The sequence below is a fragment of the Pleurocapsa minor HA4230-MV1 genome (assembly GCA_019359095.1).
Classification (GTDB): domain Bacteria; phylum Cyanobacteriota; class Cyanobacteriia; order Cyanobacteriales; family Xenococcaceae; genus Waterburya; species Waterburya minor.
Genome location: JAHHHZ010000023.1, coordinates 26,494 through 49,965 on the forward strand (window position 1 = coordinate 26,494; position 23,472 = coordinate 49,965).

Genomic DNA, 23,472 nt, shown 5'->3' on the forward strand with positions numbered 1-23,472 from the left:
GCTTCGCCTAGCCTTCGGATCGCTCTACTCAGGTTGTTCTGGATCGGCGTAATAAGCGTATGGTGCAATTATGGTCTAGGGACAAAGTATTACCTTGCCCCTACATAATTTGATAATTCAGTTTAAACCTTCAATTAACTGTTGTTTGGCAGTAGCTAAAGCCTCGTCTAATTTACTAACATCTCTAGCGCCAGCCTGCGCCAGATTTGGTCTGCCACCACCTCCACCACCGCAAATTTGGGCGATCGCACCGATGAATTTACCTGCCTGTAGGTGTTTTTCTTTAATTACTTTCTGGCTAAAAGCGGCAACTAAGCTGACTTTGCCTTCTGAGGGAATAGAGGCAATCACCACCGCAGCGTCACCTAATTTTTGCTGTAATCTTTCGGCAGCAGACTGGAGAGATTTCGCATCCATATCTCCCATATTTGCGACTAAGATCTTATATTCACCGACGGTTTCTGCCTGAGACAGTAGGCTATCTGATTTGAAGAGAGCAAGTTCTTGTTTGGCAGCTTCTAATTCTTTTTGGGTAGTTTTTAATTCATTCTGAAGACTGTTAACGCGATCGCTAATTTCTTCGGGCTTGACTTTAAAAGTACTGCTCAATTCTTTAACCACCCGCTCTCGCACGTTGAGATAATCTAAAATAGCTGGCCCCGCCACGGCTTCAATCCTTCTGACTCCAGAAGCAATCCCCGTTTCGGCGATAATTTTAAATACGCCAATTTCAGCAGTATTGGTAACGTGAGTACCGCCACAAAGTTCCATCGAAACTCCAGGAAAATCAATTACCCTCACTTCATCGCCGTATTTTTCTCCAAACATGGCTGTTGCCCCTTTTGCTTTGGCATCAGCGATGGGCATAACCTGGACATCGGCTTCGTGGGCTTCGGATATCCAGGTATTAACTAACTCTTCTACCTGCTGCACATCATCGCTAGTTAAGGCGCGGGGAGAATTAAAGTCAAATCTTAAACGATCGAAGTTGACTAACGAACCTGCTTGAGACACAGAGTCATCAACTATTTTCTTTAGTGCCGCCTGTAATAAATGAGTGGCGGTATGGTTTGCTTGGACTCGACGACGGCAAGCACGATCTATCGTGGCATTAACGACATCTCCTACCTTGACAGTACCCCGTTCTACCTTACCTTTATGAACTAAGATGTTACCTTCTTTTTGTACGTCTTCAATGCGGATTAAGAGATCATCCCCCGAAAGATATCCGCGATCGCCAATTTGTCCGCCAGACTCGCCATAAAAGGGTGTTTGATCGAGAATAATCTGCACGCGATCGCCAGCAGCAGCCGAAACGCCCCTACTTGCATCATCATTTGCATCATCATTACTAATCACAATACCCATAATTTGAGATTGTGTTACAAATTTGTGATATCCCAAGAAGCTTGTTTCATTACTACCTGCAACTATTTCACCCAAAGCATTTTGAGTTGTGAGGTCGATCGCCTCATGGGAATCTTGCGAACGAGTTTTTTGCAACTCCATTTCCCGTTCAAACCCTTCAAGATCGACAGTTAATCCCTGTTCTGACGCTACTTCTTGAGTAAGTTCTAAAGGAAAGCCATAGGTATCATAAAGTTCAAAGGCATCTTTCCCTGAGATCTTGGTTTGCGAAAAGTTAGCAGCTTGAGCAATAATCTCCGCCAGTAACTTCTCTCCTCTGGTCAAAGTTTTGAGGAATTGAGATTCTTCTCGCTGTAGCTGACTTTTAATCACGTTTTCACGTTCGCGAACATGGGGATAAGCCGATTCGGCTAGGGCGATCGCTGTTTCGGCAACCTGAGTAATAAAATTACCTTCAATCCCAATCAATCTGCCGTGGCGAATTACCCGACGGATCAGACGGCGAAGAATATAACCGCGATCTGTATTCGAGGCTGTCACCCCATCGGCGATCATGTGAACTACTGCGCGAACGTGATCGCCAATTACCTTGAGAGAAATTTTAGTTTGCTCATCAGCTTGGCTATAATCTATTTCCGCAATCAACCCAGCAGTTTTAATAATTGGCAGAATGAAATCGGTTTCATAGTTATTAGGTACTTGCTGAAGGATTTGCGCCATCCTTTCCAAACCCAAACCAGTATCAATATTCTTATTCTCTAGAGGTGTCAGATTTCCTGCTACATCTTTGTTGTATTGCATAAATACCAAGTTATAAAACTCGATAAATCTGCTGTCGTCTTCCAAATCAATCTGCTCATCACCCAATTCTGGATGAAAGTCATAGAATAACTCTGAACTAGTGCCACAAGGGCCAGTGATACCAGAAGACCAAAAATTATCTTCTCCCATCCGCTGAATACGATGTTCGGCAATACCAATCTTGTCACGCCAAATCGCAAAAGCTTCATCATCATCATGATAAACACTAGGCACAATCCGTTCTGGTGGCAAACCATATACCTGTGTTGAAAGTTCCCACGCCCAAGCGATCGCTTCTTCTTTAAAATAATCCCCAAAGCTAAAATTACCCAACATCTCGAAAAAGGTATGATGTCTGGCGGTACGTCCCACATTCTCAATATCGTTGGTGCGAATACACTTTTGGGAACTAGTAGCACGAGGTTGAGGTGCTTTACGCTGTCCCAAGAAGATCGGCTTAAACGGCAGCATTCCTGCAATAGTCAACATTACTGTGGGATCTTCAGGGATTAAAGAAGCGCTAGGTAATATTTTGTGGGATCTTTCTTCATAGAACTTTAAAAATTTTTCGCGGATTTCGCTACCGCTTAGGTGTGGGAGATCTGCCATAGTAGTTTAGATAAATGCAGTTTGCGTATTTTTATTTATTTGTTTATTTTGACATCTTTTCCAGTTCTATTGAGTCTCACCCGCAAGAGTAATCAATCTACTTAAAAACTATTTTAAAACCAACAAAATACTATAAATTTAATTTATTACTGATTAATTAACATGAACTATTTTCGTCCTGCGATCGCCACAATGCAAGGCTATACTCCTGGAGAACAACCAAAACCAGGATCACCGATTATTAAACTCAATACTAATGAGAATCCTTATCCTCCTTCTCCCAAGGCATTAGAAGTATTACGCAACTTAGATAGTGAGTGGTTGAGACGCTATCCCGATCCTTATTCTAGAGATTTCTGTAGCGCTGTTAGTGAAGCTTTAGATGTGCCTACTGATTGGATAATTGTTAGCAACGGTAGTGATGATCTATTAAACATTCTAATTCGCGCTTGTGCCGAGGGAAAAGAGCGCAAGGTGGTCTACCCGATGCCATCTTACGTACTTTATCGTACCCTAGCATCATTGCAGGCTGCGGAGAGCGTAGAAGTTGCCTATCCTGAAGATGATCGGCTACCAATTGCCGAGTTAGTTGCTGCGGGTGGTGCAGTCACTCTAATTGCTACTCCGAATAGTCCTTCGGGTCACATTGTCCCGCTAGATGATTTGCGACAGTTGGCTAGTAGAGTGTCGGGTATTCTAGCTATTGACGAAGCTTATGTTGATTTTGCCGATTATACGGCTTTGTCTCTGGTACAAGAATTTGAGAACGTAATTATTTTACGCACCCTTTCTAAGGGTTATTCCCTGGCTGGTTTACGTTTAGGCTTTGGAATTACCAATCCCCAGCTACTCTCAAATCTGTTTAAAGTCAAAGATAGCTATAACGTTGATGCTTTGGCGATCTTGATTGGCGCAGCAGCGATGCACGATCAAACCTATAAAAATAACTGTGCGTCAAAAATAAAGCGATCGCGCAGTAAACTAACAATAGATTTAAGAGAAATTGGTTTTAAAGTCCGAGATTCTCAAGCAAATTTCTTACTGGTTACGCCACCTAATAACCAAGCCGCGAAGATTTACCAAGCTTTAAAAGCACAAAATATCTTAGTCCGCTATTTCGACTCGCCAGGATTATCAGATAAATTACGTATTACGGTGGGAACTGATGAACAAAACCAAAAATTACTTCAGGCAATTCTAGCCGTACAAGTAGGAAATAGGAAATAGGAAGTAGGAAACTGCTGTAATTAGCTATTAGCTTTTGGAGTTTGACCTTCAATCACACCATAGTTTTTAAGCACATCTAGAAAGGCATAAACGGCTGGAGTATGCAAAGCATTTTTGACAATTGCTGCTTCGATAATTCTTTCTAGAGGAATGGGCAAAGAATAAACTTTTAATTGTTTGGGAAGCGGTTCGGTAGCAAGCTGGGGCAAAATTGCTGCACCTAAGCCTTGCATTGCCATACTAGTCATAGCTGAGTCTTGTTTCATTTCATAAGCAATATTTACAGGTTTTAGCGATCGCTGTAAATATTGTCGAATTTTTAAAGAACAACTATTATTCACGGAGATAATTAGAGGATATGTGGCTAATTGTTCCCAGGTTAATCGTGTTTGGTTTAATTTCAGGCTGCGGGGTAACAGCACCACATATTCATCTCGATAAATTTCCCAGGTTTCAAATTCCTGAGAACAAGGTAGATCGACTATTCCAATATCTGCTTGACCAGAACGCAAAATATTTTCGATCTCGAAATGTTCCTCAATATCGGTAACACTCACTTTAATTAAAGGAAACTGACGGCGAAACTGAGCAATTAAGGCAGGTAAAATATGAGTTGCTGCGCTGCGAAAAGCTACCAGTCTCACATTCCCCCCTTTTAAACCTTTAGCCCGATTGGCTTCGGTGGCCATCTTTTGTAATAAGTTTAAGATTTCTTTGGCAGGTAAAACTAATTGCTCTCCCACAGGGGTAAGATCTGCACCATTACGCCCCCGATTAAACAAAATTACTCCCAACTCTGCTTCTAAAGTGGCGATCGCATGACTAACTGCTGACTGGGAAATTTCTAAGTGTAAAGCAGCCTCGCTAAAGTTCCGATAATTGGCTACCTCCACCAGTATTCGTAGCTGTGAAATTTTTAGTTTATACGGATCGATTGCACTCATAAATAATTTTATTACAAGCTACCCGAAGAGCAGATATTTAACTATTAATTTTATTCATACTTACCATGCCTAGCTTATTTTGTAGATTAAATACCCAAGAGCTACAGTTAATTTATAGCAAACAAAGGTGCTAAAAATCTTTTTCTTTATTGTTTATAACTGTGGAAATTAATCATGAAAGTAATTAATTTTATGACCAATTTTTGGCAAAAAATTGAAAATAGCTTAGTAAAATCTAATCACGAACCCCAAGTCAGACAAAAACGAGATCGCTTTGGCAATCAATATTGGCAGGCATACGATTTTTATACTAACAAATCATATACTTTTGGTTCTGAGCAAGATGTTAAAGTTTGGATTGAAAATCGCTATCATTGTTTTTAGCTAGATCTTAGCAAGATTCAAATAATTTAAATAGGTGCAAACAAGAAGTCTAATATCAAGTCCGCTTAATTACTTCTAATAAAATCTTTGCCCCGAACTATGCGGGATAAACGTCTTAGCGTCTTGGCGCGAGTTTTAATTGGAATTGTTTAAACGGACTTCATATGACCAGTATTTTTAGTGCCGATGAATCATGGTTGCGCTTGATTGATCGGTAGCCAATACTAATACTTCGCTCAAATTAACATGAGCTGGACGAGTCGCACAAAAAACGACAATTTCGGCAATATCATCAGGAGTTAAAGGATTCATTCCCTGATAAACTTTAGCTGCTTTCTCAGTATCTCCTCGAAACCGCACTTTACTAAAATCTGTTTCGACAGAACCAGGATCGACACAACTTACCCGAATGGGAGTACCCAACAAATCCATTTTTAACCCTTGCGATAAAGCTCTTACGGCTGCTTTGGTAGCACAATAAACATTGCCTCCAGGATAAGCTTGATGTCCTGCAATTGAACCAATATTAATAATATGTCCTTGATTGCGTTCCACCATCCCAGGTAAAAGCGATCGCGTCACATATAACAAACCTTTGACATTAGTATCGATCATCTCTTCCCAATTTTGGATATCTCCCGATTGCAGCTTGTCCAAACCACGGCTTAATCCTGCATTATTGACCAAAATATCGATATTTCGCCAAGATTCGGGCAAAGAATCCATCGACTTGGCTACCCCATGGCGATCGCTGACATCCATTTCTAATAAATATATTTGGCTTTGATAAGCTTGCTTTATTTCTGTGGCGACTTCCTCTAACTTATCCCGACGACGTGCAGCTAAAATCAACGATGCACCTTCTTTGGCAAACATCTTAGCGCAAGATGCACCAATACCACTACTCGCCCCAGTAATGACGACAATTTGCTCTTGAATTGAAACCATATTCATTTAGTGAAAAATGCTACATCTTCAGAGTAGGTTTTTTTGTAGATTAATAACCACGTTAATATCGATACTATAATTTTGTGTTTTCCGACTAAAAAAAGCGATCGCTCACTGTAATTTTTACTTGCTCACTTTGCCACAAAATATCGCAGCTTAGTAGAATATATGTTCTATAGTTATGCTGTAAGAGTCAAAAGTTATTAATGGCAGAAATAAACAACTTACCTCCAACTAGTATTGAGGCGGAAGAAGCGATCCTGGGGGGAATTCTGTTCGATCCCGAAGCGATTACCAGGGTAGGAGAATTAGTCGTTAAAGATGCTTTCTACGTTAAAGCGCATCAAGAGATTTATTACGCCGCCTTATGTCTCAATGCCAAAGGTAAACCAACGGATTTTATTTCTGTTAGTACATATTTAAGCGATCGCAATTTATTAGAACAGGTGGGTGGGACAACCAAGTTGGCACAGTTGCTTAACCGTACGGTGTCGGCGGTTAATGTGGATCGCTATGCCAACCTGATCATGGAAAAGTATGTCCGTCGTCAGTTGATTACATCAGGACATGAAATTGTCGATCTCGGCTACGATAACACCTCGGAATTGGAAGTTGTCTTAGATGCAGCGGAACAGAAGATCTTTCGTCTCACTCAAGAACGTCCTCAAGAAGGTTTAGTTCCCATCGCGGAAACTTTGGTGAACACGTTTAATACGATTGAAGAACTACATCAAGAAACGGCTTTACCTGGGATTCCTTCTGGTTATTATGATTTAGATGCGATGACTAGTGGTTTTAGTCGTTCTGACTTAATCATTATTGCAGGTAGACCATCAATGGGAAAAACGGCGTTTTCCTTATGTGTCGCTTCTAATATTGCCAGGGATTCTAAATTACCCATTGCTGTATTTAGTCTAGAGATGTCGCGAGAACAGCTAACCCAAAGATTGCTATCTGGTGAGGCGAGGATTCCTAGTAACCGTCTGCGTTCAGGGAGAATTGCGCAAAACGAGTTTGGACAGCTAATTGATGGAGTAGAAAGACTTTCCGAACTACCAATTTATATTGACGATACTGCTAACTTAACAGTGATGCAAATGCGATCGCAAGTACGCCGTCTGCAAGCACAGCAACCAGTTCCTCTGGGTTTAGTGATGATTGATTATCTTCAGTTAATGGAAGGGGGAGATAATGACAACCGCGTACAGCAGCTTTCTAAAATGACGCGGAGTTTAAAAGGTTTAGCTAGAGAGTTAAATGTGCCGATTGTGGCATTATCTCAGTTAAGTCGAGGAGTAGAACAAAGAACTAATAAACGCCCCATGCTGTCTGACTTACGGGAGTCGGGATCGATTGAGCAAGACGCGGATTTAGTCATGATGATTTATCGTGATGAATATTATAATCCTGATACTCCAGACCGAGGTATTACAGAAGTAAGTATTGTTAAACATCGTAATGGCCCTGTGGGAACGATTAAGCTGTTGTTTAATGCCGAATTAACTAAGTTTGAAAGTTTAGCGCAACCTGGCAAATATTAACCAGAAATAGAATTGAATCTAGCAGTCCTATTTGATTCATGAAACTACATTGATTGGTTTTTAGGTAGTCCTAAAGGATACCGCTTCGCATATAGGTAGTAGAAATTGCTCATTTCATTTAGGATTGCTATATGACTTAATAGATTGCATCAATAGCAAAAACCCCTGACTTCAAGCATTTTGATGGTCAGAGGATTAATTAAGTAATCTTGGTAAGATTATGATTAAACTAAGATTACAAGATACCCAACTGTTTTAAAACACCGTGTCCAGTATTCATTTCAACGATAATTGCCGTAACAAAACCAATCATTGCTAAACGACCATTCCAAATCTCTGCATAGTTAGTAAAGCCAAATTTGCCTTCTTTTTTGTCCACGATTACAGTTATCTCCTTATTGTATGGTTTACCTATGTCAAGTATTCTTAATATAGCGTAACTTTATCACATATTTTGCTTTCATCTGACCATAATTTAAATAGAAACCCCATTCGTAAAATTTCTATTTTTAGTTAAAGCGATCATCATGGGTATCATCACGACGAGATTATAGAAAAAATGTAGTTCAAGTCTAGGGAAAAAAGCTCCACCAATGCTAGTTCTATTTGCCATTGCTACGCCCCCCAACGCTTGGATAAGCAATAACAAGTGTTCCAAGTGATGAAACTGTTGCAGGTAAATAGTAGTGACCCACCAACGAGTTTTAACTTGACGTTGAAGCTGATACAATCCAATTAGCATGAAAAGCGCATAGCCGTAATGCAACCACTCCGAATGCATTAGCGCTGGTTGCCATAATCCCAAAAACCCCAAACACAAGGGACGTGACCAACCAAGCACGTATAACTCATAAATTTGCGCTAAATGCTCCACAAAATGAGCAATACAGATACCAATAAAGATTTTCATTTCAAGTTACCACGATGCAGGATTACAGCGCTAGGCAGAGTATTAGCAGTCGCATCATCTAACTGCAAAAATTGCACGCTACCATAGCCAGCTTTGCTTAAGTTATCCGTGGATCTGTAGCTATCGTCAACACTTGAATAAATGCCGAATTCACGATGTCCTTTTGGCCGAGCTTGCCAATGAATTAACTTAAAGTCCCCTGTAAGCTTGAACTTATCGATAATTGGTTGAAAATCAAGTATTAATTCAGAGTTTTCAACTCCTTGCGTATTTACCTTGAATTTAGCGTTTGTTATATGCTGTATAGTTTTCATTGTTCTGGCATTGCCTCAAAAATATCATCGGCAGCTGCTTCTAACTTTTGCTCAGACTGATCTAATTGCCGCTTAAATTCTTGTCGTTTGGGATTGTTTAACGGCAACAGGTCAACACTACGTTCTAATGTGTCCGACACTTTTTGCACATCAGCGATCGCGTTTCCAGTTTTTAGCTTGTAGCTAGCTAGCTCTAGTTCAAACTCTTTAGTTTTTGATAAGTTCCAGCTCATACCTAAAGACATGATTACAAGCGCTATGCCTACACAGTTCCAAAAAGTACCCGTCGGTGAACTATTTACGCGAACCATCTTGCTATATCTCCGCGAAAATCAACATGAACAAAGCCTCTATATCGACCTAAGCCACCATACATATGTACTCGATCGAGAAATTTGTAGATAGCTGACGGTGATAAATAATCACTTGAAATGTCTACGGCATCGCCAAACAAATGCCGCGAATCTTTCACCCCGCCGACTCGACTATTAATATGCTGCGGACGATACCAGCTATGAACCTTGATGGGACGATTGCCAAGCAGCGCTCGAAACTCATCTAGACGATTAGCTGTAGCAATAATATTTTCTTCAATCTCTTTACCAGTTTTGACTAACTTGTTCGAGATAATCAAGTCTTGCAATGTCCGTGCGCAGTTATCTGTCGCTTCACCCCAAGTAAAGTGAGAGCCTGAATAAATAGGAGTTGAACTAATTACTTTTTTGCCTGATGGAGTCAGCATTAATCAAAAATCCTTGGAGTAAGCTAAATGTGCGGGTTTGAGATAAATCAGCAGCAAGCCTATCGCCGAACGAGCAGCAGTAAGTCTTACAGCAACGGCGTTGTTAACTAGTACTGTGGGAAAGGTTTTTGGTGTTTGATTGCGCAAAAGTGTCTCAGTAAAAAAAACAACGCCCTGATCGTCGAGAATCTCAATTTTGAGTTCACTATCTTGTGGGGAAGATATATAACAGCTATTAATTGCCCAAAAACCTTGAAGATCGGCAAAATTAACAACTTTTGGACTATTAATAGCCAGTCCAAAAACTCTTCTTAAAGCAAAAATATCAACGTTGCCAGCTGATAAATTAACGTTATTTTCGTCGCTAAAAACTTGATATTTAGCACCTGATACGGTGATTACATTAGGCTGCATTAAATAATTCCTAATATGTTTAATTGAATAAAATCGATTCCTGAGACGCTAGCAGGTACGACAGGCACGCCAAGATTAAGGTAGGTTAAAATCAAATCGACTTTAGTATTTAGTTGATTTAACTGATTGTTGAGCAAGCATAAATTGCAATCAGGTTTAACAATTACGGCATAAAGATAAGTAGTATCTGAAGCTAAAAACAGCAATGCCATTTCTAGATCTGTGTTTTGATACTCCAAAGGAATTAAATTAGCCGTTTCAGTATCGGTAACATTGAGCAAAATTGCTTGTGATTCAATTTTTCCTAGGGGAATATTGCGCGTTGTCTCGCCTAAAATTCCTGGCAAATAAACCTGTAAAAAAACATCAATTTCTAACTCAGCGTTTAACAAAGGAGCTTCAATAAAAAAGACCGAAGCTTCAGTAAACCTTGAAGATAGATTCGCGCCACTGGGATCTAAATTGCCACTAAATACTATTTGTGTAGACATATGCGCTTAATCTTTCCCCGTTGTATTCGCCACAAATTACCTGCGGTTGCGCCAAAATTTCTTGAACATGCTCAATCAGTAAAGGATCGCTTGGACGATAGGGAATTTTAGCAATCAACTCACGAGTGCCTACATAAGCCAAAACATGCCGTAGACCAGCGCTAGTACCCGTTACTTTTTCACTCATATTTACCACTCGCGCCAAAAATAAAGCCGTGGTTGGAGTATCTTCGGTCAAGCCATCTGAATTTAAATAGCTACGGTGACGTTTAATCGATTGACGACCGCGATCGTCATCATAGAGAAACTTGTAGGAGATGTATTTTCTAGACGGCATTATCTAAGATCTTCCTCAAGCGACCGTATTTAAGTCTTTCACCGATAAATTCCCAGGCAACAATCTCCAACGAATTGGTAAGTTGCCCTGCTAGTTGTTCAGAAAAAGGTACGGGATAATTAATCAAAAACTGCGCCCCATCACGCAACCACAGTGCTAGTTTTCTCGGCGTTAAACCCGCAACAGCACAAGGGTTAGAGATTTCAATCAAATCGTTTAAGACTTGATTGGGCAACAAATCAAGGGGATTAATCTCGGTTGCCACGTCATTGATTTGATCGATAGATAGAGCAAACATGGGATATACCCTATCTAAATCTGTTCGATAAGAAAGCCATACCAAAGCCATATCTAAGGCAAGAGCTTGTGATAGCGAGCATAGCTTTCGCCTTGATAGCCGATACAGTAAAGACCGTTTAGAGCAGCAGCAGCTTGACCACAAGACAAGATCGATGCAGCTTCAGCGTCTTTGACGGGTAATTCGGTAGTTTCAGTCTGACGAGCAGTAGCAGTGCCGACGGCAAAAGTCATCAAATAGCGTCTGTGTTTGCGTGGGTTACGGCGACCTTTACCCCGACAAGCTAGCGCGTCAACAAAAGGCCCGACACAGCCATTCCAAGCAGCCTGTAACTGTGAAGATGCTGCTGTCTCTAAATCGCTAATAGCTTTTACTGGCTGAAATACGACAGATGAACCTAATACACCTGATGTAGCATCGGTCTCATAGCTAATATTGCCAGCGTGATAATATTGCTTACCGCCTGTAGTAGGAATGTGAGAAACAGCAAAATCATTGCCATAATTCAATCCCAGCTCATCAGCTAGATCGGGAAAATATTCACCGATTAGCTTGATACAAACAACATCAGAGCCAGCAGCATTTAAAATGCCACGAATAACGACAGCTGCGTTAAGCAAATTAGCTCTACTGCTTACAGGTACACTCATTGAGTTGCCGTTAGAGCGGATAAACTCAAGTTTACGCAAATCGGCATTAGAGGCATCAGAGCAGGGAATCGGGTCGCCAACAGCAGATAATGGTTGAGCGCCAATGTTAGTAAGAATTGTAGTGATTTCAGTTTGAGGCACATCAGGAGGTAAGACAAAGCGTCCATTAGCTGCGATGTCCGTGCCGATATCCATCAAATAACCTGTGCCAGAATCGGGAACAAAACGCACAGGAACAACTGTTTTAGGCATACCAATAAAAATTTCTGTAATGTATGCCCAAACTAACCTCAAGCCTTGTTTTGACCCAAACAAATCGGTGGTTGACCCTTAAGGGTCAACCACCCGTGTCTACTGTTCGACATCTCCCAGTAATTGCTCGATTCCCAAGTAATCTAATAGCTCTTGTTTACACAAGGGATTACAAGTGACCCACCAGACATGATGGCGGCGAAAAGCGATTAAATATTTGAGTTTGATCAAGCGATAGCCAACATCAATGGTGATAAAGTTAGCTCTACACAAGTCAGTTAGTTTTACTATTTTCACGCTGTCTCGATCTTCAAATCTCGACAGTGGGCGCGTACTGTTAAGCGTATTACCTTGAAACGCCGAGCCTGATAGCTTCAAACAGGGTTCAATTAATGGTTTATTCATCTATTGGAGGGACATATTTGACGTGACAAATTGCCTGACCATCGGGATTAATCGACTCGATAAAAGCGCGATAGGGACGGGTATCAATGGTTTGGATATCTGTACGAGGATACTTTTGCTTGGGATAGCGACGATTTTTTTCTGTGCCAACGGTTAAACTCAGTACAAAGTCAAAAAAAGTATCAGCAGCAACTTGGGACGCAAACCAACCCGATACTCTAGCTCTGTATTCGTTTAATTCCAGTTCAGCGTATTGATTGCCCTGTTGCCAAACTAGGTTTTCAAAATCAATTTTCCAGTCGTAAGTTTCTTTTGCTCCTGGTATTTGTATTTGTCTGTAGTTACTACCACGACTACGTTTAGGGTAGTTATCAAGTGTGACAAAATGCAAGATTAATACTTTGCCTTCAACGTTGGTCACATATTTAGGAGAGGCGACGATACTAACTACCTCAGTTGGTTCTAATTTACACTGTGCGAGTTGAATTGCTGCGCGAGCTGCATAAGCTTCGAGTTCGGCTGCTTCAGTGCCTTTGATAACTGCTACGGTAACAATTTCTGATTCTGCTACGCCTTCATTGCAGGTTATTCGTTCTACATTAATTGGTGCAAATTCCATAATTTCAGTGCTTGAAATGCTAGTACATTGTCCGACGGTAAGTAATGCGGTTAACTCCGAGTTTTTGTAACTTAATTCGATGCCACAGCCGTTATACTCAATACCTCCACCACCATCTCGTCCATCAACACCATCTCGTCCATCAACACCATCTCGTCCATCAACACCATCTCGTCCGTCAACACCATCTCGTCCGTCAACACCATCTCGTCCGTCAACACCATTTTGTCCGTCAGCACCATCTTGTCCGTCAGCACCATTTTGTCCGTCAGCACCATCTTGTCCGTCAGCACCACTAAACCCGCGTAATCCCCTCTCTCCATCTTGACCTTGTATCGTATTGGGTAAAGGAAGTAATATTGTTGCCGTGTCTTGGCTTTTGCCATCAGCTACAGTTAAGTACAAATAGTCACTACTGTAACTACCATCAATAGCTAGATTTGAATCTGATTCTTGGTAATTATGAGCTTGAGTAAAATCTGAATTTATATGCGCTTCTAATTCAATTTCAAATTGAGCAATAATTTCGGCTTTTATACGGGCGATAATAATTGGAATATAAAGATCAATATCAAAATCAGGTTTAGGTAAAGTAATTGTTTCGCTGTCATTTTTAGAACCTACAGCTACAAATACTTTGAGGTCTCGATCGGAGCTAGCAGCTAGACTAACTGTCACTTCAGGTTCTGGCAGCTTAATTGTCTCGCTGTCATTTTTTGAGCCAACCGCTACAAAGACTTTGAGGTCTCGATCGGAGCTAGCAGCTAGACTAACCGTCACTTCAGGCTCTTCATAGTTATGCGCTTCGGGAATATCTTGCTGTGTATGCGCTTCAAACGATGCCTGTAATAGTTCTATTGCTTGCTCTAAAGCACTAAGGCGATTTTCAAGTTCTTCGCATTTAGCGGCGGTGCAAAGGTTATCACAATTCATGAATTCCCTCCTCCTAAAGGATTAGCTAACGCGTCACAATAATCAGAGGCGGGTATCGATTGAACGCTTACACCATAGTCGTTGTAGCAACAAATATGATCGTCACATTCAATCGGACAAGTGCCATCAGGGCAAGATTGACAATTATTACAGTCACAAATTACTTGATATTCAGGTGGAGGACAACCAGGGTATGAACAAATTTGAGCTACAAAGCTATCAAATGGCGTGGCGTTAGGATATATAGCTTGTCCAGACGGTGGAATAACATAAATAGCGTTGTTGTAGATATTTAGGCATTCAGCAGGAATTTGATCGGCTTGAACTATTGGAGCAGGCACACCGGGCAATTTATAAGCGCTGTATTGATAAGGAACTACCTCAACTTTTTCTAAATAAGGTAGTTTTTTGATTTCAATTGAATGCCTGACATCACTCAGCTTGCAGGGTATTTTTTCAACTTTAGGGCAGACGGCGCGCGTTTCTTGATGAACTATTTGTCCTTTTTTGGTGATGGTAAAAGTACAATCACCACAATCATCAGGTTGACGATCAACTCGAATAATATCTATTTCTACTAAATCTAATCTCCTGCCATGTTCAGGAGAAGAAACGTTAATACAACTACCAAATCTATTGAAAATTTGTCCAGCGCTGTTTACTAAATTTTTAGCAAAATAGGTGGCAGAATTAATAGGACGGATTGAACGAAACTCCCCTGTAGTTAAAGGAATAACCCATTCATTGTCTGATTTTACTTGCGGTGTGTAGTTAAGTACTTGACTACCAATTACTGCTTGTGCTGTTCTCCAATAGCCAATTTGACCACAGGTAGCTGTGTTGAGAGAAACATACTGACCAAAAACGTGATACAACACAGGGCATTTGCCTTTTGGTTGATTAACTGTGTAATCATCACCAATAATTTCTTGCCAAATTTCTCCAGGGTAACGCCAGCGAACTTTGGGTGGTTCATATTTTTGATAAACCACCTCAGCACAACTTGAGGGTATACAGTGCCAATTACCCATTAGGCTAAATTATCTGGATCTAAAGTTACGCCCAACGAATCGTTTTGATAAGCGGTCGCTACTAGCTGATAGCCAAACTGTGCAACGCTGTTGCGAGTAAACGATCGCTTGCCTTGGTTAGTTACATAGAGTTTGACCGTCTCATCGTTATTGTCGGCTGCTTGAGTAGCTTGAGATTTTAACAGTAATGCCCACAGAATCTTACTAGCGTATTGGTCTTTATTGGCTGTGGTCATTGCCGATACATTTAAGCCAACATCAACCCCGCTAATCGTTATGCTTGCTAGATCGTTGAGGTTGATTGAGAGAATTTTAGTCGTCTCGTTAAAAGCAACGCTTGTGCCGAATCTTTGAGCCAGAGTTAAATCAGCCATAAGTAGAAAAAAGATTAATTTTTCCTACTATTCCCAATTCAACTAACAATTATTGGTTCTGGTTCTACATAGAACAAGTACCTTTACTGATGTCGATAAGCATTGCTACAGGTACTATTGAGCGAATTATATTTACTCTTTATTGGTTGCTAGTACTGGAATTGTAGATATTTGAATACAATTCCAGTACCTCTTTTTAAAGATGAAAAATCACGGCAAAGGTCAAGCGGCTATCTGGACACCGCAAATTATTCGTCAAATGCGATCGCGGTTTAAATCTCCGACTCAAAGATTGATTTTTGAAATTTCGCTATTTACTGGCGAACGAATGGGCGCGATTGTCCAGTTAAAAGCGAGTGATGTTTATGATAAAAACGGTCAAGTACTTGAATTCATTACTTTTGCTAGCTCAACCAGAAAAAGCACAAAACACGGTGCAGCTGCTACTCGTCAAGTGGCAGTCCATCCTGACTTGAAGTTTTATCTTGAAACCTATACACCACAAGGCGTAGGCTATTTATTCAAGAGCGATAGTGAGATCGGGCATATCAGTTTACGCGCGGTTGATAAGTATTGGAGAGCTATTTTTGATGAACTTGGTTTATCTGGTTACTCAACTCATTCTTCGCGCCGTTGGGTGATTAATAGCTTGAGAAAGTCAGGGATTGAAATTGTCACTATTGCTGAAACCATGGGCATGAACATTCAGACCGTGAGACATTATCTCGATAACGATCCGCGTGAATGCAAGCGAGCGATCGCCACTTTAACTATTTAGCTATGAGCAAATTGAACGCACAAGAAATAGGCATCTTTAACCGCGAGCAAATCAAAGATTATTTTGCATCAAACCCAGATTGGATTAGTGCCGTCGCTTTATCTGGGCTGATCGATCTACACGTCAATGTAATTCATGCTCATTGCCGATACTTGGTTAAGGTCGGCTACTTAGAATTCGGATTAATCAGATTAGCAATTCCAAACAATAGCGCGAGGCAAATCATTCACTATCGACTAGCTTCCATTAAAAGTTCTCACTGCTGCTAGTACCTCTGATAATTCTGCACCACGGTCAATCATTGCCTGTAAAACATTGGCTCGGTAATTTGCCAGCTCAGCGATCGTGCTGCCTCCACGAAGATGAATATGTTTTTTCCGATTGCCTAACTGGTAGCTGACACGATAGTATTCTGTCGCTCGTTTACCAGGACTGTATTTGTTGACACTGACTGATGGTTCTTTCTTACCTTGTCTAAGATAGCGTTCTATAGCTTGTTTTTTAGCGTCGCTACGGGTATTTTGTAGCGACACAGGATCGCTGTCGCTACAGAGTCCAGAAATAATCAATTGCTCTGACATACGCTTGCTCCGATATTTGTATTTATCCTAGGCACGCAAACACGTATAAATCAATGGTTCAAATTGGTAGTGTACCCCCCGAACGCATCAAGTTTCTATGGATGATTGATTCATAGACAGTATCGCCCCCATACTTGTCTTTGACTTGCTCACGTAGCAATCTGCCATATTCTGCCCATTCGGCTTTAGAGTTAAACCGTGGTAATTCAGGTTCAAAAAATGGGTCAAAAGCTAAATGCCATCCTTTTTTGAGGCAATCCATGATAAAACCATGTGGCTTGGGGATCTCTTTAGAACCATTACGGTAGAGTAACAATTGGATAGCATCAACTACCTCATCAACTTTTCGGTTTGCCAGACGATAAATGCGGTTTAAAGCGTCTCGGTCAAACTTTAAGTTAATTTGTCTAAGTAAGCTATCTATCTTAGATATATCTTGCTGCTGCTGCTCATACACACGTTTTTTGTGTTCATCGCTGTACATGGGATCTCCCGTTTTTAGTTTGGGAATCGACGCGCATTTTGCGCTTTGAATTTTCTCAACAAAAGCTAGCGGTCTAACACGAATTTTGTAAACCCAAGGATTATATCTTTTGAGAATAGTGACCATGCCTTGAGTTTTATCATCGAGTTGAGCGATCGCGGTCGTGATGGTCTTACGATGAAATTCACCCCGCGCTCTGACTTTACCAATCCAACGGTTTGTTACCCTAAGATCGATCTCAACTTCAGTTGGTTCATTTAGCTTTCCTTTACGCAATATGTCACGTAAAACGTATCCTTGTGATTCGCTCAAATTGCATGCTAGAGCGAATTTGTCATGTTTTTTTGTCCAGGTCATGATTAGAATGTATTTAATTACATTGAATTGGTTAAGCGAGTAAAGCAGTAATCTTTACTCGCTAATTTTTTGACTAATACTTATCGGAAAAATCGTCGGGAAGCTCATCAACTTTTTCAATCTTCAGTTGCTTGCATAACAATTTAAGCTGTATCAAATTTGGTCTAGTTTCGGTTTTACCTAAAATCCATCTTTGATAAGTTTTTAGTGGTATTTTGCAAGCTTCGGCAAACTCTTTCTGATTAAGATTAGTTCGCTCGATCCTGAGAGCTTCAATCATTGATTCACTTTGCTTTAACTTTCGATCTCCATGCTTCATTTTACATAAAAAAAGTCAAGTTGACTTTTTCTTTTAAAAAGGTCATAATGACTTTTAGATAGACAACAAAAAACACCAAGTGCCACAGAACGGTAATTTTGAAACACTTGATGCCTTTAATTGTCTCTTATGATTGCCCGATGAATATCGGTGTGAGTCCTGTAGGTGCAAATCCTACCTAGCGGAACTGGTAAAGCCAGTTAACGAGGCATTAGTAAGGCGGCTTTTGAGAAAGAATACTCTTACTCAAAACGCGCCGTATCTCTTAGCAGCGTGGTTAGTGACCACGGGTATGAGTACTAGCAATTAACCATGTACCACTGAAAATTAAATCAAACCTATGTGCAACATCGATCGTGGAGCAGAAGCTCAAATTTTAACTATGGGGTTAAACCTAATCACCAAGGCGATAGAAGCCAGCGTGAAGGAAAATAACCATATACAGTCAACCGATGTACTAGCGACCGCTACTACAGCATATCAGCAAGGCAAAATTACCAAAAGTCAGTTTATGGCAGTAATTAATGCTCTAGATGAACAAGCTAGCTCTACCAAAGCTCACGACCAGCCAAGCTGGATCAGCGAATACATTGAAGCTAACCATTATCTGAATCAATATCGTTAGTAAATTTTAAAGTTATGCCTATTCTAGATATGGCATATTTTTGAAGACTTTTATTTTATGAATTAACCAAAATATGAAATATAAGACAATAACTTACCAGCGAGTTAAAAACTTGGGTAACTATGAATCAGAACGCCTTGAGCTATCGGTAGAACTAGATGAGGATGATGATGAAGAAGTGGCGATCGCATCACTAAAATCTAAAGTAGAACAAGCTTTGGGTATTGAATTTGACCAACCACCTTTTTAAACCATGAGTGAAATTATTTACGATTTACATGAGTTGAGATCTCAAAATATACCACCAGAAAGCCTTACTGATTGGATGGCGTTTGTTACTGCCACAAATACTCGTAGTGCATACTGGTTAATGCGCTCATTTATTGATACTTATGGCATTGAAACATTTTGGGCATATAAAGATCAACAGATGAAGCAAAAATATGGCGTAGTTTTAAGCTCATCTCAAAAAATAGAATATATAAACAACATGAGGAATTCGGAAAATAGTTTTGTTAATGATTGAACCAAAATATCAGATCGGCGATCGCATTGCCGATAGTCCCTTTACCGTCTGTGGTTCACTCACTTTAAGTAACGGTACACATCGCTATTTTATTCAGGTAGCCGATTCAGACAATACTTTTGTTGGTACTGAAGATGATATTGAGCAAGCAATTGTTTTAGTCAAGAATGAAGTTAACCGCCTGATGAGTATCGCTTTGGAACAGCGATCGAAACTTTAGTAATTACTATAGTCGCGGGATAGTTCCAACCTATCCTGTATGGGATGTATTGCGCTTTTAAATAGAAATAAGCCTTTGTGCTTTCATGCTTCACAAGCCAAAATTCCCATGACAAAACGCTGATCAACGTGCTTACAGAGAGAAAAAGGATAATTCCTTTGGGTGTTTCACAAGCCGATCAACGTTCTACGGCGCGTTTTATGAATGAATACTCATACATAAAAGATGCCTTAATTACCTACACCCATTATATGTTTAATCGAATAATTGGCTTAGATGTCGGTCGCGGATCGGCTGTTTTGTGCTGCTTACACGAATTCCCCACGAATATTCAAAAGCACTATCGCGAATTGAAAAATACCAAACAATTTTACAAAATAGATTGCTCGCGTGTAGGGGTAGATAAATTATTATCTCTTGAGCCAACGGGCATAGTCTTAGAGCCAACGGGACATTGGTATAGCCAATTCTGGGTAACAGTCGCCGATAAATATGGCATTCCTATTTATTGGATTGGGCATAACGATCTCGAAAAAGTTCGTGGTAGCTATGGTTTTACTAATAAACGCGATGAAGAAGACGCTCTCTGTCTTGCTGCTTCGTATTTTGACGATCGCTTTATCGATATTCACGGTCAAAAGCGTTTTCTTAATTTAATTCAATCGGTAGCTATTACTAGATTACGCGAGTTATTTCATGAGAAGGAACAGCTACAGAAACTTAGATCGGGGTTAATTTCTCAGCTGCGACAAAGACTAAGTTACGAGTTTCCAGAAGCAGCGCGCCACACTATGAACATTAGTGATCAAAGAAGTTACACGCCAATTATTTATTGGCTAGCTTTTAACCACTCCAACACACGCTATGACAACAAGTACAAACTATCTATTGCACCAGAATTAGGGATAGAAATATCCACCTACACGCGCTCTCACGCAAAAATAATTGTGGGTTTAGAGATGCGAATCGGGGTGATCCTCGAAACGATTACCGAAGAAATAAGTCAGAAAGAATTCGATGATTATAATGCCGTGTTTGACCGATTTAACTTTGGTCTAAACGTTAGGACATTACTGCTATTTAATTTGTACCCGTTTGAGAAATTTCTAGTAGCAGGCAAACCGTGGGTGGAATACGAACGCAAATCGGGTAAATTACAAAAGCGCGATCGCTCTTTACGTAAGTTTCAAGCTTTTATGGGACTATCCTATAGCTACAAACAATCAGGGGATAAGGTTAAACGTAAGTTTCACGGCAATTCCATGATTCGTTCCCATCTTTATATCTGGGCGGTTTGTGTGCTTTCTCGAACCAAAAATATCAAACACAATCAACTGACTCAAGAATTAAGCGATCGCTATACTGAATTAAGGAAATCAGTCAAGGGTAAAGACGCGCTAACTAGAATTCTATTTAAATTAACTCGAATGCTGTTTTACGAGCTTCTCAAGCAGATTAATCAAGTTAGAATAGATTAGAGAGAAGTATGACAGACTGCCTGTGATTATCACTGAAACTTTAGACTTATTGGAATGGCAACGTTTATGCCAGAATTTAGCCACCTTTGCAGCAACTAAGTTAGGTGTGGTGGCAGCGCGTCATTTGAGATTACCTGACACCCAGGCGCAAAGTGAAAGTTTACTGGCTCAAACTAAAGAGATTTACAACTTAGAACAGCAGCTAGATTCTGGTTGGACTTTTAAAGGAATTAAAGATGTCGGCGCGTCTTTAGAAAGATCGGCGATTGGGGGTATTTTATCCGCTCAGGAATTGCTGGATATAGCGAGTACCCTAGCAGGAATGCGTTATCTGCGACGTTTGATTGATGCTAACGAAGAGTTAGTAACTTTATCTGAGTTAGTAGCTGATGTACGTACCTATCCTGAAATTGAGCAAGAAATCCATCATTGTATTGACGATCGCGCTGAAATAACCGATCGCGCTAACCCAAAATTAGCAGGTATTCGGAGTGAGATTAAAAATCTGCGGAGTCGGATTTATACAGTACTGCAAGGCATTATGCAGCGTAACTCCACAGCCATCCAGGAAGCGGTAATTACTCAACGGGGCGATCGCTTTGTCCTATCTGTCAAACCTGGTCAAAAGGAGACGATTAAGGGGATTGTTCACGATGTTTCGAGTACGGGTTCAACTTATTATATTGAGCCAAATGTGATTATTCACTTGGGTAATCAGCTACGGCAAAAAGAGCGCCAGGAACAGCGGGAAGAAGAGATTATTTTAAAAGGGCTGTCAGATAAGGTGGCAGGTGTACAGGAAGATTTAGAAAGAGTCTTGATTGCTGCCACGATCTTAGATTTAGCCACGGCGAGGGCGCGTTATGGTTTGTGGTTAGAGGCAAATCCGCCTCGGTTTATCGATCCAGAACAAGAGGACACTACCCTACGTCGTTTACGTCATCCCCTGTTGGTTTGGCAACAACAGCATGAACAAGGAACAGCAGTAGTACCAATTGATGTCTTAGTCAAACCAGAAACTAAGGTGGTAGCTATAACAGGGCCGAATACGGGAGGCAAAACCGTTACCCTGAAGACAATGGGGTTGGCTGCGTTAATGGCAAAAGCAGGTATGTTTGTTCCCGCGCAAGTACCTGTAGAATTACCCTGGTTTGATGTAGTTTTGGCTGATATTGGCGATGAACAGTCTTTACAACAAAGCTTATCGACTTTTTCTGGACATATTCGTCGTATTAGTCGAATTATTCAAGCTTTACAAGGTAATAATGGTAATTCTTTGATTCTTTTAGATGAAGTGGGTGCAGGAACAGATCCCGCCGAAGGAAGTGCCTTGGCGATCGCATTATTGAAATATCTCGCCGAACATGGTTTATTAACTATTGCCACTACCCATTATGGAGAATTAAAGGCTCTCAAGTATCAGGATGCTAGATTTGAGAATGCTTCCGTAGAGTTTGATGATAGTACTCTCCAACCAACCTATAGGCTGCTATGGGGAATCCCTGGGCGCTCTAATGCTTTAACTATTGCTCAACGCCTCGGCTTAAATACAGAAATTATTCAAGAAGCGCAGTCTTTGGTTGGCACAGGCTCGGCAGAAGACGTAAATCAGGTAATTGCTGCCTTAGAAGCTCAAAGGAGAGAACAAGAAGCCAAAGCTAATGAAGCGGGTAAGCTACTAGAACAAACAGAGCGTTTTTATGCAGAAGTGTCGGCTAAAGCCTCTTTATTACAAGAACGAGAACAGTCCTTAAAAGTATATCAGGAACAAGCGGTACAGGATGCGATCGCCCAAGCCAAAAAAGAGGTAGCCAGCGTTATTCGTCGGCTACAGCAGGGAGAGCAAACCATGCAAAAAACCCAGCAGGCGACAGAAGCCTTAGATCTCATCACTAGCCAGGAATTAGCTAAAACTCAGACACCACAAGCAGCTAAACCCAGCTATAAACCCAAGGTAGGCGAAAAAATTAGAATTCCCCGCCTCAATCAAACGGCAGAGGTATTGAGTATTGATGAAGAGACAGAACAACTAACTGTACGCTTTGGCATGATGAAAATGAATGTCGCCATGCTAGAAATTGAATCTCTCAGTGGACAAAAAGCCGATCTCAAACCAAAAGAGACCAAGAAAAAACCTCTAACCGAAACTCAACGCCAAAAAACGCCAGTGTTAGTCAGGACATCGAGAAATACCCTAGATATTCGTGGTCAAAGGGTAGATAATGCCGAAATTGAGGTAGATAATGCGATCGCCAAAGCTATTGAAGCAGGAGTACTGTGGATCATTCATGGTAAAGGTACAGGACGTTTACGCCAGGGTGTACATGAATATCTCCAGCGTCATCCCCAGGTAGAGAAATTTGAACTTGCATCTCAGAAAGAAGGTGGTGCAGGCGTAACTTTGGTCTATCTAAAATAGAAAAAGCCAGCTTATCGATAGAAGATATCTAAACCATCGATCGCGATCGGGTGAAATGTAGTCATGGAATAGCTCCTGGTTTATGGAGGTAAA

General features: G+C 40.7%; 31 protein-coding genes. 11 read left to right on the forward strand and 20 right to left on the reverse strand.

Going from position 1 to position 23,472, the window contains the following annotated elements; translation table 11 throughout:
• Window positions 1-117 precede the first annotated feature (117 nt).
• The gene (gene alaS / locus KME09_14675; GenBank protein MBW4535176.1) at window positions 118-2,778 is read right to left on the reverse strand and encodes an alanine--tRNA ligase; all 2,661 of its coding nucleotides are present in this window, start codon (window positions 2,776-2,778) and stop codon (window positions 118-120) included.
• A 162-nt stretch (window positions 2,779-2,940) separates the two neighbouring features.
• Between alaS and hisC the strand changes: the two genes are divergently transcribed.
• Window positions 2,941-4,005, forward strand: a complete 1,065-nt coding sequence (hisC, locus tag KME09_14680) for a histidinol-phosphate transaminase (GenBank protein MBW4535177.1) — start codon at window positions 2,941-2,943, stop codon at window positions 4,003-4,005.
• A 20-nt stretch (window positions 4,006-4,025) separates the two neighbouring features.
• Here the strand turns inward: hisC and KME09_14685 are convergent, their stop codons facing one another.
• Window positions 4,026-4,949, reverse strand: a complete 924-nt coding sequence (locus tag KME09_14685; GenBank protein MBW4535178.1) for a LysR family transcriptional regulator — start codon at window positions 4,947-4,949, stop codon at window positions 4,026-4,028.
• Between the two features lie 174 nt (window positions 4,950-5,123).
• On the opposite strand from KME09_14685, the gene KME09_14690 reads away from it, so the two are divergent.
• Window positions 5,124-5,333, forward strand: coding sequence for a hypothetical protein (locus KME09_14690; GenBank protein ID MBW4535179.1), 210 nt, complete (start codon window positions 5,124-5,126; stop codon window positions 5,331-5,333).
• A gap of 177 nt (window positions 5,334-5,510) precedes the next feature.
• Here KME09_14690 and KME09_14695 read toward each other — a convergent pair whose 3' ends face one another.
• A complete protein-coding gene (locus tag KME09_14695) occupies window positions 5,511-6,281 on the reverse strand; it encodes an SDR family oxidoreductase (GenBank protein ID MBW4535180.1) in 771 nt (256 codons plus the stop codon).
• 206 nt (window positions 6,282-6,487) lie between these two features.
• Here KME09_14695 and dnaB point away from each other — a divergent pair, with 206 nt between their 5' ends.
• A complete protein-coding gene (dnaB, locus tag KME09_14700; protein MBW4535181.1) occupies window positions 6,488-7,822 on the forward strand; it encodes a replicative DNA helicase in 1,335 nt (444 codons plus the stop codon).
• Between the two features lie 235 nt (window positions 7,823-8,057).
• Here dnaB and KME09_14705 read toward each other — a convergent pair whose 3' ends face one another.
• The 14 genes from KME09_14705 to KME09_14770 all read right to left on the reverse strand — a co-directional run bounded on the left by KME09_14705 (window position 8,058) and on the right by KME09_14770 (window position 15,592).
• Window positions 8,058-8,201, reverse strand: a complete 144-nt coding sequence (locus KME09_14705; GenBank protein MBW4535182.1) for a high light inducible protein — start codon at window positions 8,199-8,201, stop codon at window positions 8,058-8,060.
• 96 nt (window positions 8,202-8,297) lie between these two features.
• A complete protein-coding gene (locus tag KME09_14710) occupies window positions 8,298-8,732 on the reverse strand; it encodes a hypothetical protein (GenBank protein MBW4535183.1) in 435 nt (144 codons plus the stop codon).
• Window positions 8,729-9,046 (reverse strand): hypothetical protein, encoded by a 318-nt coding sequence (locus tag KME09_14715; protein MBW4535184.1) that lies wholly within the window; start codon window positions 9,044-9,046, stop codon window positions 8,729-8,731. The genes KME09_14710 and KME09_14715 overlap by 4 nt, the downstream gene beginning before the upstream one ends.
• Window positions 9,043-9,357, reverse strand: a complete 315-nt coding sequence (locus KME09_14720) for a hypothetical protein (protein MBW4535185.1) — start codon at window positions 9,355-9,357, stop codon at window positions 9,043-9,045. The genes KME09_14715 and KME09_14720 overlap by 4 nt, the downstream gene beginning before the upstream one ends.
• Window positions 9,345-9,788, reverse strand: coding sequence for a hypothetical protein (locus tag KME09_14725; protein ID MBW4535186.1), 444 nt, complete (start codon window positions 9,786-9,788; stop codon window positions 9,345-9,347). Before KME09_14725 ends, KME09_14720 begins: the two co-directional genes overlap by 13 nt.
• A 3-nt stretch (window positions 9,789-9,791) precedes the next feature.
• Window positions 9,792-10,202 carry a hypothetical protein gene (locus tag KME09_14730; protein MBW4535187.1) on the reverse strand — a complete coding sequence of 137 codons (411 nt, stop codon included), beginning with the start codon at window positions 10,200-10,202 and terminating at the stop codon, window positions 9,792-9,794.
• Window positions 10,202-10,693 (reverse strand): hypothetical protein, encoded by a 492-nt coding sequence (locus KME09_14735; GenBank protein ID MBW4535188.1) that lies wholly within the window; start codon window positions 10,691-10,693, stop codon window positions 10,202-10,204. The genes KME09_14730 and KME09_14735 overlap by 1 nt, the downstream gene beginning before the upstream one ends.
• Window positions 10,671-11,030, reverse strand: coding sequence for a hypothetical protein (locus KME09_14740; GenBank protein ID MBW4535189.1), 360 nt, complete (start codon window positions 11,028-11,030; stop codon window positions 10,671-10,673). Before KME09_14740 ends, KME09_14735 begins: the two co-directional genes overlap by 23 nt.
• Window positions 11,020-11,328, reverse strand: a complete 309-nt coding sequence (locus KME09_14745; GenBank protein ID MBW4535190.1) for a hypothetical protein — start codon at window positions 11,326-11,328, stop codon at window positions 11,020-11,022. The genes KME09_14740 and KME09_14745 overlap by 11 nt, the downstream gene beginning before the upstream one ends.
• Before the next feature lie 53 nt (window positions 11,329-11,381).
• Complete coding sequence (locus KME09_14750) at window positions 11,382-12,230, reverse strand: hypothetical protein (protein MBW4535191.1); 849 nt, start codon at window positions 12,228-12,230, stop codon at window positions 11,382-11,384.
• Between the two features lie 99 nt (window positions 12,231-12,329).
• Entirely contained in the window at window positions 12,330-12,635 is a 306-nt protein-coding gene (locus KME09_14755) for a hypothetical protein (protein MBW4535192.1), read from the reverse strand.
• The gene (locus tag KME09_14760) at window positions 12,628-14,187 is read right to left on the reverse strand and encodes a collagen-like protein (protein ID MBW4535193.1); all 1,560 of its coding nucleotides are present in this window, start codon (window positions 14,185-14,187) and stop codon (window positions 12,628-12,630) included. Before KME09_14760 ends, KME09_14755 begins: the two co-directional genes overlap by 8 nt.
• Entirely contained in the window at window positions 14,184-15,218 is a 1,035-nt protein-coding gene (locus KME09_14765) for a hypothetical protein (protein ID MBW4535194.1), read from the reverse strand. Before KME09_14765 ends, KME09_14760 begins: the two co-directional genes overlap by 4 nt.
• Window positions 15,218-15,592, reverse strand: a complete 375-nt coding sequence (locus KME09_14770) for a hypothetical protein (GenBank protein MBW4535195.1) — start codon at window positions 15,590-15,592, stop codon at window positions 15,218-15,220. The genes KME09_14765 and KME09_14770 overlap by 1 nt, the downstream gene beginning before the upstream one ends.
• 202 nt (window positions 15,593-15,794) lie before the next feature.
• Between KME09_14770 and KME09_14775 the strand changes: the two genes are divergently transcribed.
• Window positions 15,795-16,370, forward strand: a complete 576-nt coding sequence (locus KME09_14775) for a tyrosine-type recombinase/integrase (protein MBW4535196.1) — start codon at window positions 15,795-15,797, stop codon at window positions 16,368-16,370.
• A gap of 2 nt (window positions 16,371-16,372) precedes the next feature.
• Window positions 16,373-16,639: a hypothetical protein gene (locus tag KME09_14780; GenBank protein ID MBW4535197.1), complete on the forward strand. Its 267-nt coding sequence runs from the start codon at window positions 16,373-16,375 to the stop codon at window positions 16,637-16,639.
• On the opposite strand, the gene KME09_14785 is transcribed toward KME09_14780, so the two are convergent.
• The 3 genes from KME09_14785 to KME09_14795 form a co-directional block, all read right to left on the reverse strand.
• Window positions 16,607-16,951, reverse strand: coding sequence for a hypothetical protein (locus KME09_14785; protein MBW4535198.1), 345 nt, complete (start codon window positions 16,949-16,951; stop codon window positions 16,607-16,609). The two genes, KME09_14780 and KME09_14785, sit on opposite strands and share 33 nt — an antisense overlap.
• Before the next feature lie 58 nt (window positions 16,952-17,009).
• The gene (locus tag KME09_14790; protein ID MBW4535199.1) at window positions 17,010-17,792 is read right to left on the reverse strand and encodes a hypothetical protein; all 783 of its coding nucleotides are present in this window, start codon (window positions 17,790-17,792) and stop codon (window positions 17,010-17,012) included.
• A gap of 73 nt (window positions 17,793-17,865) precedes the next feature.
• On the reverse strand, window positions 17,866-18,111 hold the full coding sequence (locus KME09_14795; protein MBW4535200.1) for a helix-turn-helix domain-containing protein: 246 nt from the start codon (window positions 18,109-18,111) through the stop codon (window positions 17,866-17,868).
• Between the two features lie 340 nt (window positions 18,112-18,451).
• Between KME09_14795 and KME09_14800 the strand changes: the two genes are divergently transcribed.
• The 6 genes from KME09_14800 to KME09_14825 all read left to right on the forward strand — a co-directional run bounded on the left by KME09_14800 (window position 18,452) and on the right by KME09_14825 (window position 23,379).
• Entirely contained in the window at window positions 18,452-18,736 is a 285-nt protein-coding gene (locus tag KME09_14800) for a hypothetical protein (protein ID MBW4535201.1), read from the forward strand.
• 73 nt (window positions 18,737-18,809) lie between these two features.
• Window positions 18,810-18,986, forward strand: a complete 177-nt coding sequence (locus tag KME09_14805; protein ID MBW4535202.1) for a hypothetical protein — start codon at window positions 18,810-18,812, stop codon at window positions 18,984-18,986.
• 3 nt (window positions 18,987-18,989) lie between these two features.
• On the forward strand, window positions 18,990-19,262 hold the full coding sequence (locus KME09_14810) for a hypothetical protein (GenBank protein ID MBW4535203.1): 273 nt from the start codon (window positions 18,990-18,992) through the stop codon (window positions 19,260-19,262).
• Window positions 19,255-19,482: a hypothetical protein gene (locus KME09_14815; protein MBW4535204.1), complete on the forward strand. Its 228-nt coding sequence runs from the start codon at window positions 19,255-19,257 to the stop codon at window positions 19,480-19,482. Before KME09_14810 ends, KME09_14815 begins: the two co-directional genes overlap by 8 nt.
• 251 nt (window positions 19,483-19,733) lie before the next feature.
• Window positions 19,734-20,960, forward strand: a complete 1,227-nt coding sequence (locus tag KME09_14820; GenBank protein MBW4535205.1) for a transposase — start codon at window positions 19,734-19,736, stop codon at window positions 20,958-20,960.
• 22 nt (window positions 20,961-20,982) lie between these two features.
• The gene (locus KME09_14825) at window positions 20,983-23,379 is read left to right on the forward strand and encodes an endonuclease MutS2 (protein ID MBW4535206.1); all 2,397 of its coding nucleotides are present in this window, start codon (window positions 20,983-20,985) and stop codon (window positions 23,377-23,379) included.
• The last annotated feature ends 93 nt before the right edge of the window (window positions 23,380-23,472 follow it).

What these genes read in the sequence shown, in the direction of transcription:
- KME09_14810 (MBW4535203.1), top strand. Translation starts at nt 18,990, where the DNA reads ATGAGTGAAATTATTTACGATTTACATGAGTTGAGATCTCAAAATATA.
- KME09_14795 (MBW4535200.1), bottom strand. Translation starts at nt 18,111, where the DNA reads ATGAAGCATGGAGATCGAAAGTTAAAGCAAAGTGAATCAATGATTGAA.
- KME09_14735 (MBW4535188.1), bottom strand. Translation starts at nt 10,693, where the DNA reads ATGTCTACACAAATAGTATTTAGTGGCAATTTAGATCCCAGTGGCGCG.
- KME09_14745 (MBW4535190.1), bottom strand. Translation starts at nt 11,328, where the DNA reads ATGTTTGCTCTATCTATCGATCAAATCAATGACGTGGCAACCGAGATT.
- KME09_14720 (MBW4535185.1), bottom strand. Translation starts at nt 9,357, where the DNA reads ATGGTTCGCGTAAATAGTTCACCGACGGGTACTTTTTGGAACTGTGTA.
- KME09_14790 (MBW4535199.1), bottom strand. Translation starts at nt 17,792, where the DNA reads ATGACCTGGACAAAAAAACATGACAAATTCGCTCTAGCATGCAATTTG.
- KME09_14820 (MBW4535205.1), top strand. Translation starts at nt 19,734, where the DNA reads ATGTTTAATCGAATAATTGGCTTAGATGTCGGTCGCGGATCGGCTGTT.
- KME09_14765 (MBW4535194.1), bottom strand. Translation starts at nt 15,218, where the DNA reads ATGGGTAATTGGCACTGTATACCCTCAAGTTGTGCTGAGGTGGTTTAT.
- KME09_14750 (MBW4535191.1), bottom strand. Translation starts at nt 12,230, where the DNA reads ATGCCTAAAACAGTTGTTCCTGTGCGTTTTGTTCCCGATTCTGGCACA.
- dnaB (MBW4535181.1), top strand. Translation starts at nt 6,488, where the DNA reads ATGGCAGAAATAAACAACTTACCTCCAACTAGTATTGAGGCGGAAGAA.
- KME09_14730 (MBW4535187.1), bottom strand. Translation starts at nt 10,202, where the DNA reads ATGCAGCCTAATGTAATCACCGTATCAGGTGCTAAATATCAAGTTTTT.
- KME09_14715 (MBW4535184.1), bottom strand. Translation starts at nt 9,046, where the DNA reads ATGAAAACTATACAGCATATAACAAACGCTAAATTCAAGGTAAATACG.
- KME09_14800 (MBW4535201.1), top strand. Translation starts at nt 18,452, where the DNA reads ATGTGCAACATCGATCGTGGAGCAGAAGCTCAAATTTTAACTATGGGG.
- hisC (MBW4535177.1), top strand. Translation starts at nt 2,941, where the DNA reads ATGAACTATTTTCGTCCTGCGATCGCCACAATGCAAGGCTATACTCCT.
- KME09_14755 (MBW4535192.1), bottom strand. Translation starts at nt 12,635, where the DNA reads ATGAATAAACCATTAATTGAACCCTGTTTGAAGCTATCAGGCTCGGCG.
- KME09_14760 (MBW4535193.1), bottom strand. Translation starts at nt 14,187, where the DNA reads ATGAATTGTGATAACCTTTGCACCGCCGCTAAATGCGAAGAACTTGAA.
- KME09_14685 (MBW4535178.1), bottom strand. Translation starts at nt 4,949, where the DNA reads ATGAGTGCAATCGATCCGTATAAACTAAAAATTTCACAGCTACGAATA.
- KME09_14740 (MBW4535189.1), bottom strand. Translation starts at nt 11,030, where the DNA reads ATGCCGTCTAGAAAATACATCTCCTACAAGTTTCTCTATGATGACGAT.
- KME09_14780 (MBW4535197.1), top strand. Translation starts at nt 16,373, where the DNA reads ATGAGCAAATTGAACGCACAAGAAATAGGCATCTTTAACCGCGAGCAA.
- KME09_14770 (MBW4535195.1), bottom strand. Translation starts at nt 15,592, where the DNA reads ATGGCTGATTTAACTCTGGCTCAAAGATTCGGCACAAGCGTTGCTTTT.
- KME09_14815 (MBW4535204.1), top strand. Translation starts at nt 19,255, where the DNA reads ATGATTGAACCAAAATATCAGATCGGCGATCGCATTGCCGATAGTCCC.
- KME09_14775 (MBW4535196.1), top strand. Translation starts at nt 15,795, where the DNA reads ATGAAAAATCACGGCAAAGGTCAAGCGGCTATCTGGACACCGCAAATT.
- KME09_14785 (MBW4535198.1), bottom strand. Translation starts at nt 16,951, where the DNA reads ATGTCAGAGCAATTGATTATTTCTGGACTCTGTAGCGACAGCGATCCT.
- KME09_14710 (MBW4535183.1), bottom strand. Translation starts at nt 8,732, where the DNA reads ATGAAAATCTTTATTGGTATCTGTATTGCTCATTTTGTGGAGCATTTA.
- KME09_14725 (MBW4535186.1), bottom strand. Translation starts at nt 9,788, where the DNA reads ATGCTGACTCCATCAGGCAAAAAAGTAATTAGTTCAACTCCTATTTAT.
- KME09_14805 (MBW4535202.1), top strand. Translation starts at nt 18,810, where the DNA reads ATGAAATATAAGACAATAACTTACCAGCGAGTTAAAAACTTGGGTAAC.
- KME09_14690 (MBW4535179.1), top strand. Translation starts at nt 5,124, where the DNA reads ATGAAAGTAATTAATTTTATGACCAATTTTTGGCAAAAAATTGAAAAT.
- alaS (MBW4535176.1), bottom strand. Translation starts at nt 2,778, where the DNA reads ATGGCAGATCTCCCACACCTAAGCGGTAGCGAAATCCGCGAAAAATTT.
- KME09_14695 (MBW4535180.1), bottom strand. Translation starts at nt 6,281, where the DNA reads ATGGTTTCAATTCAAGAGCAAATTGTCGTCATTACTGGGGCGAGTAGT.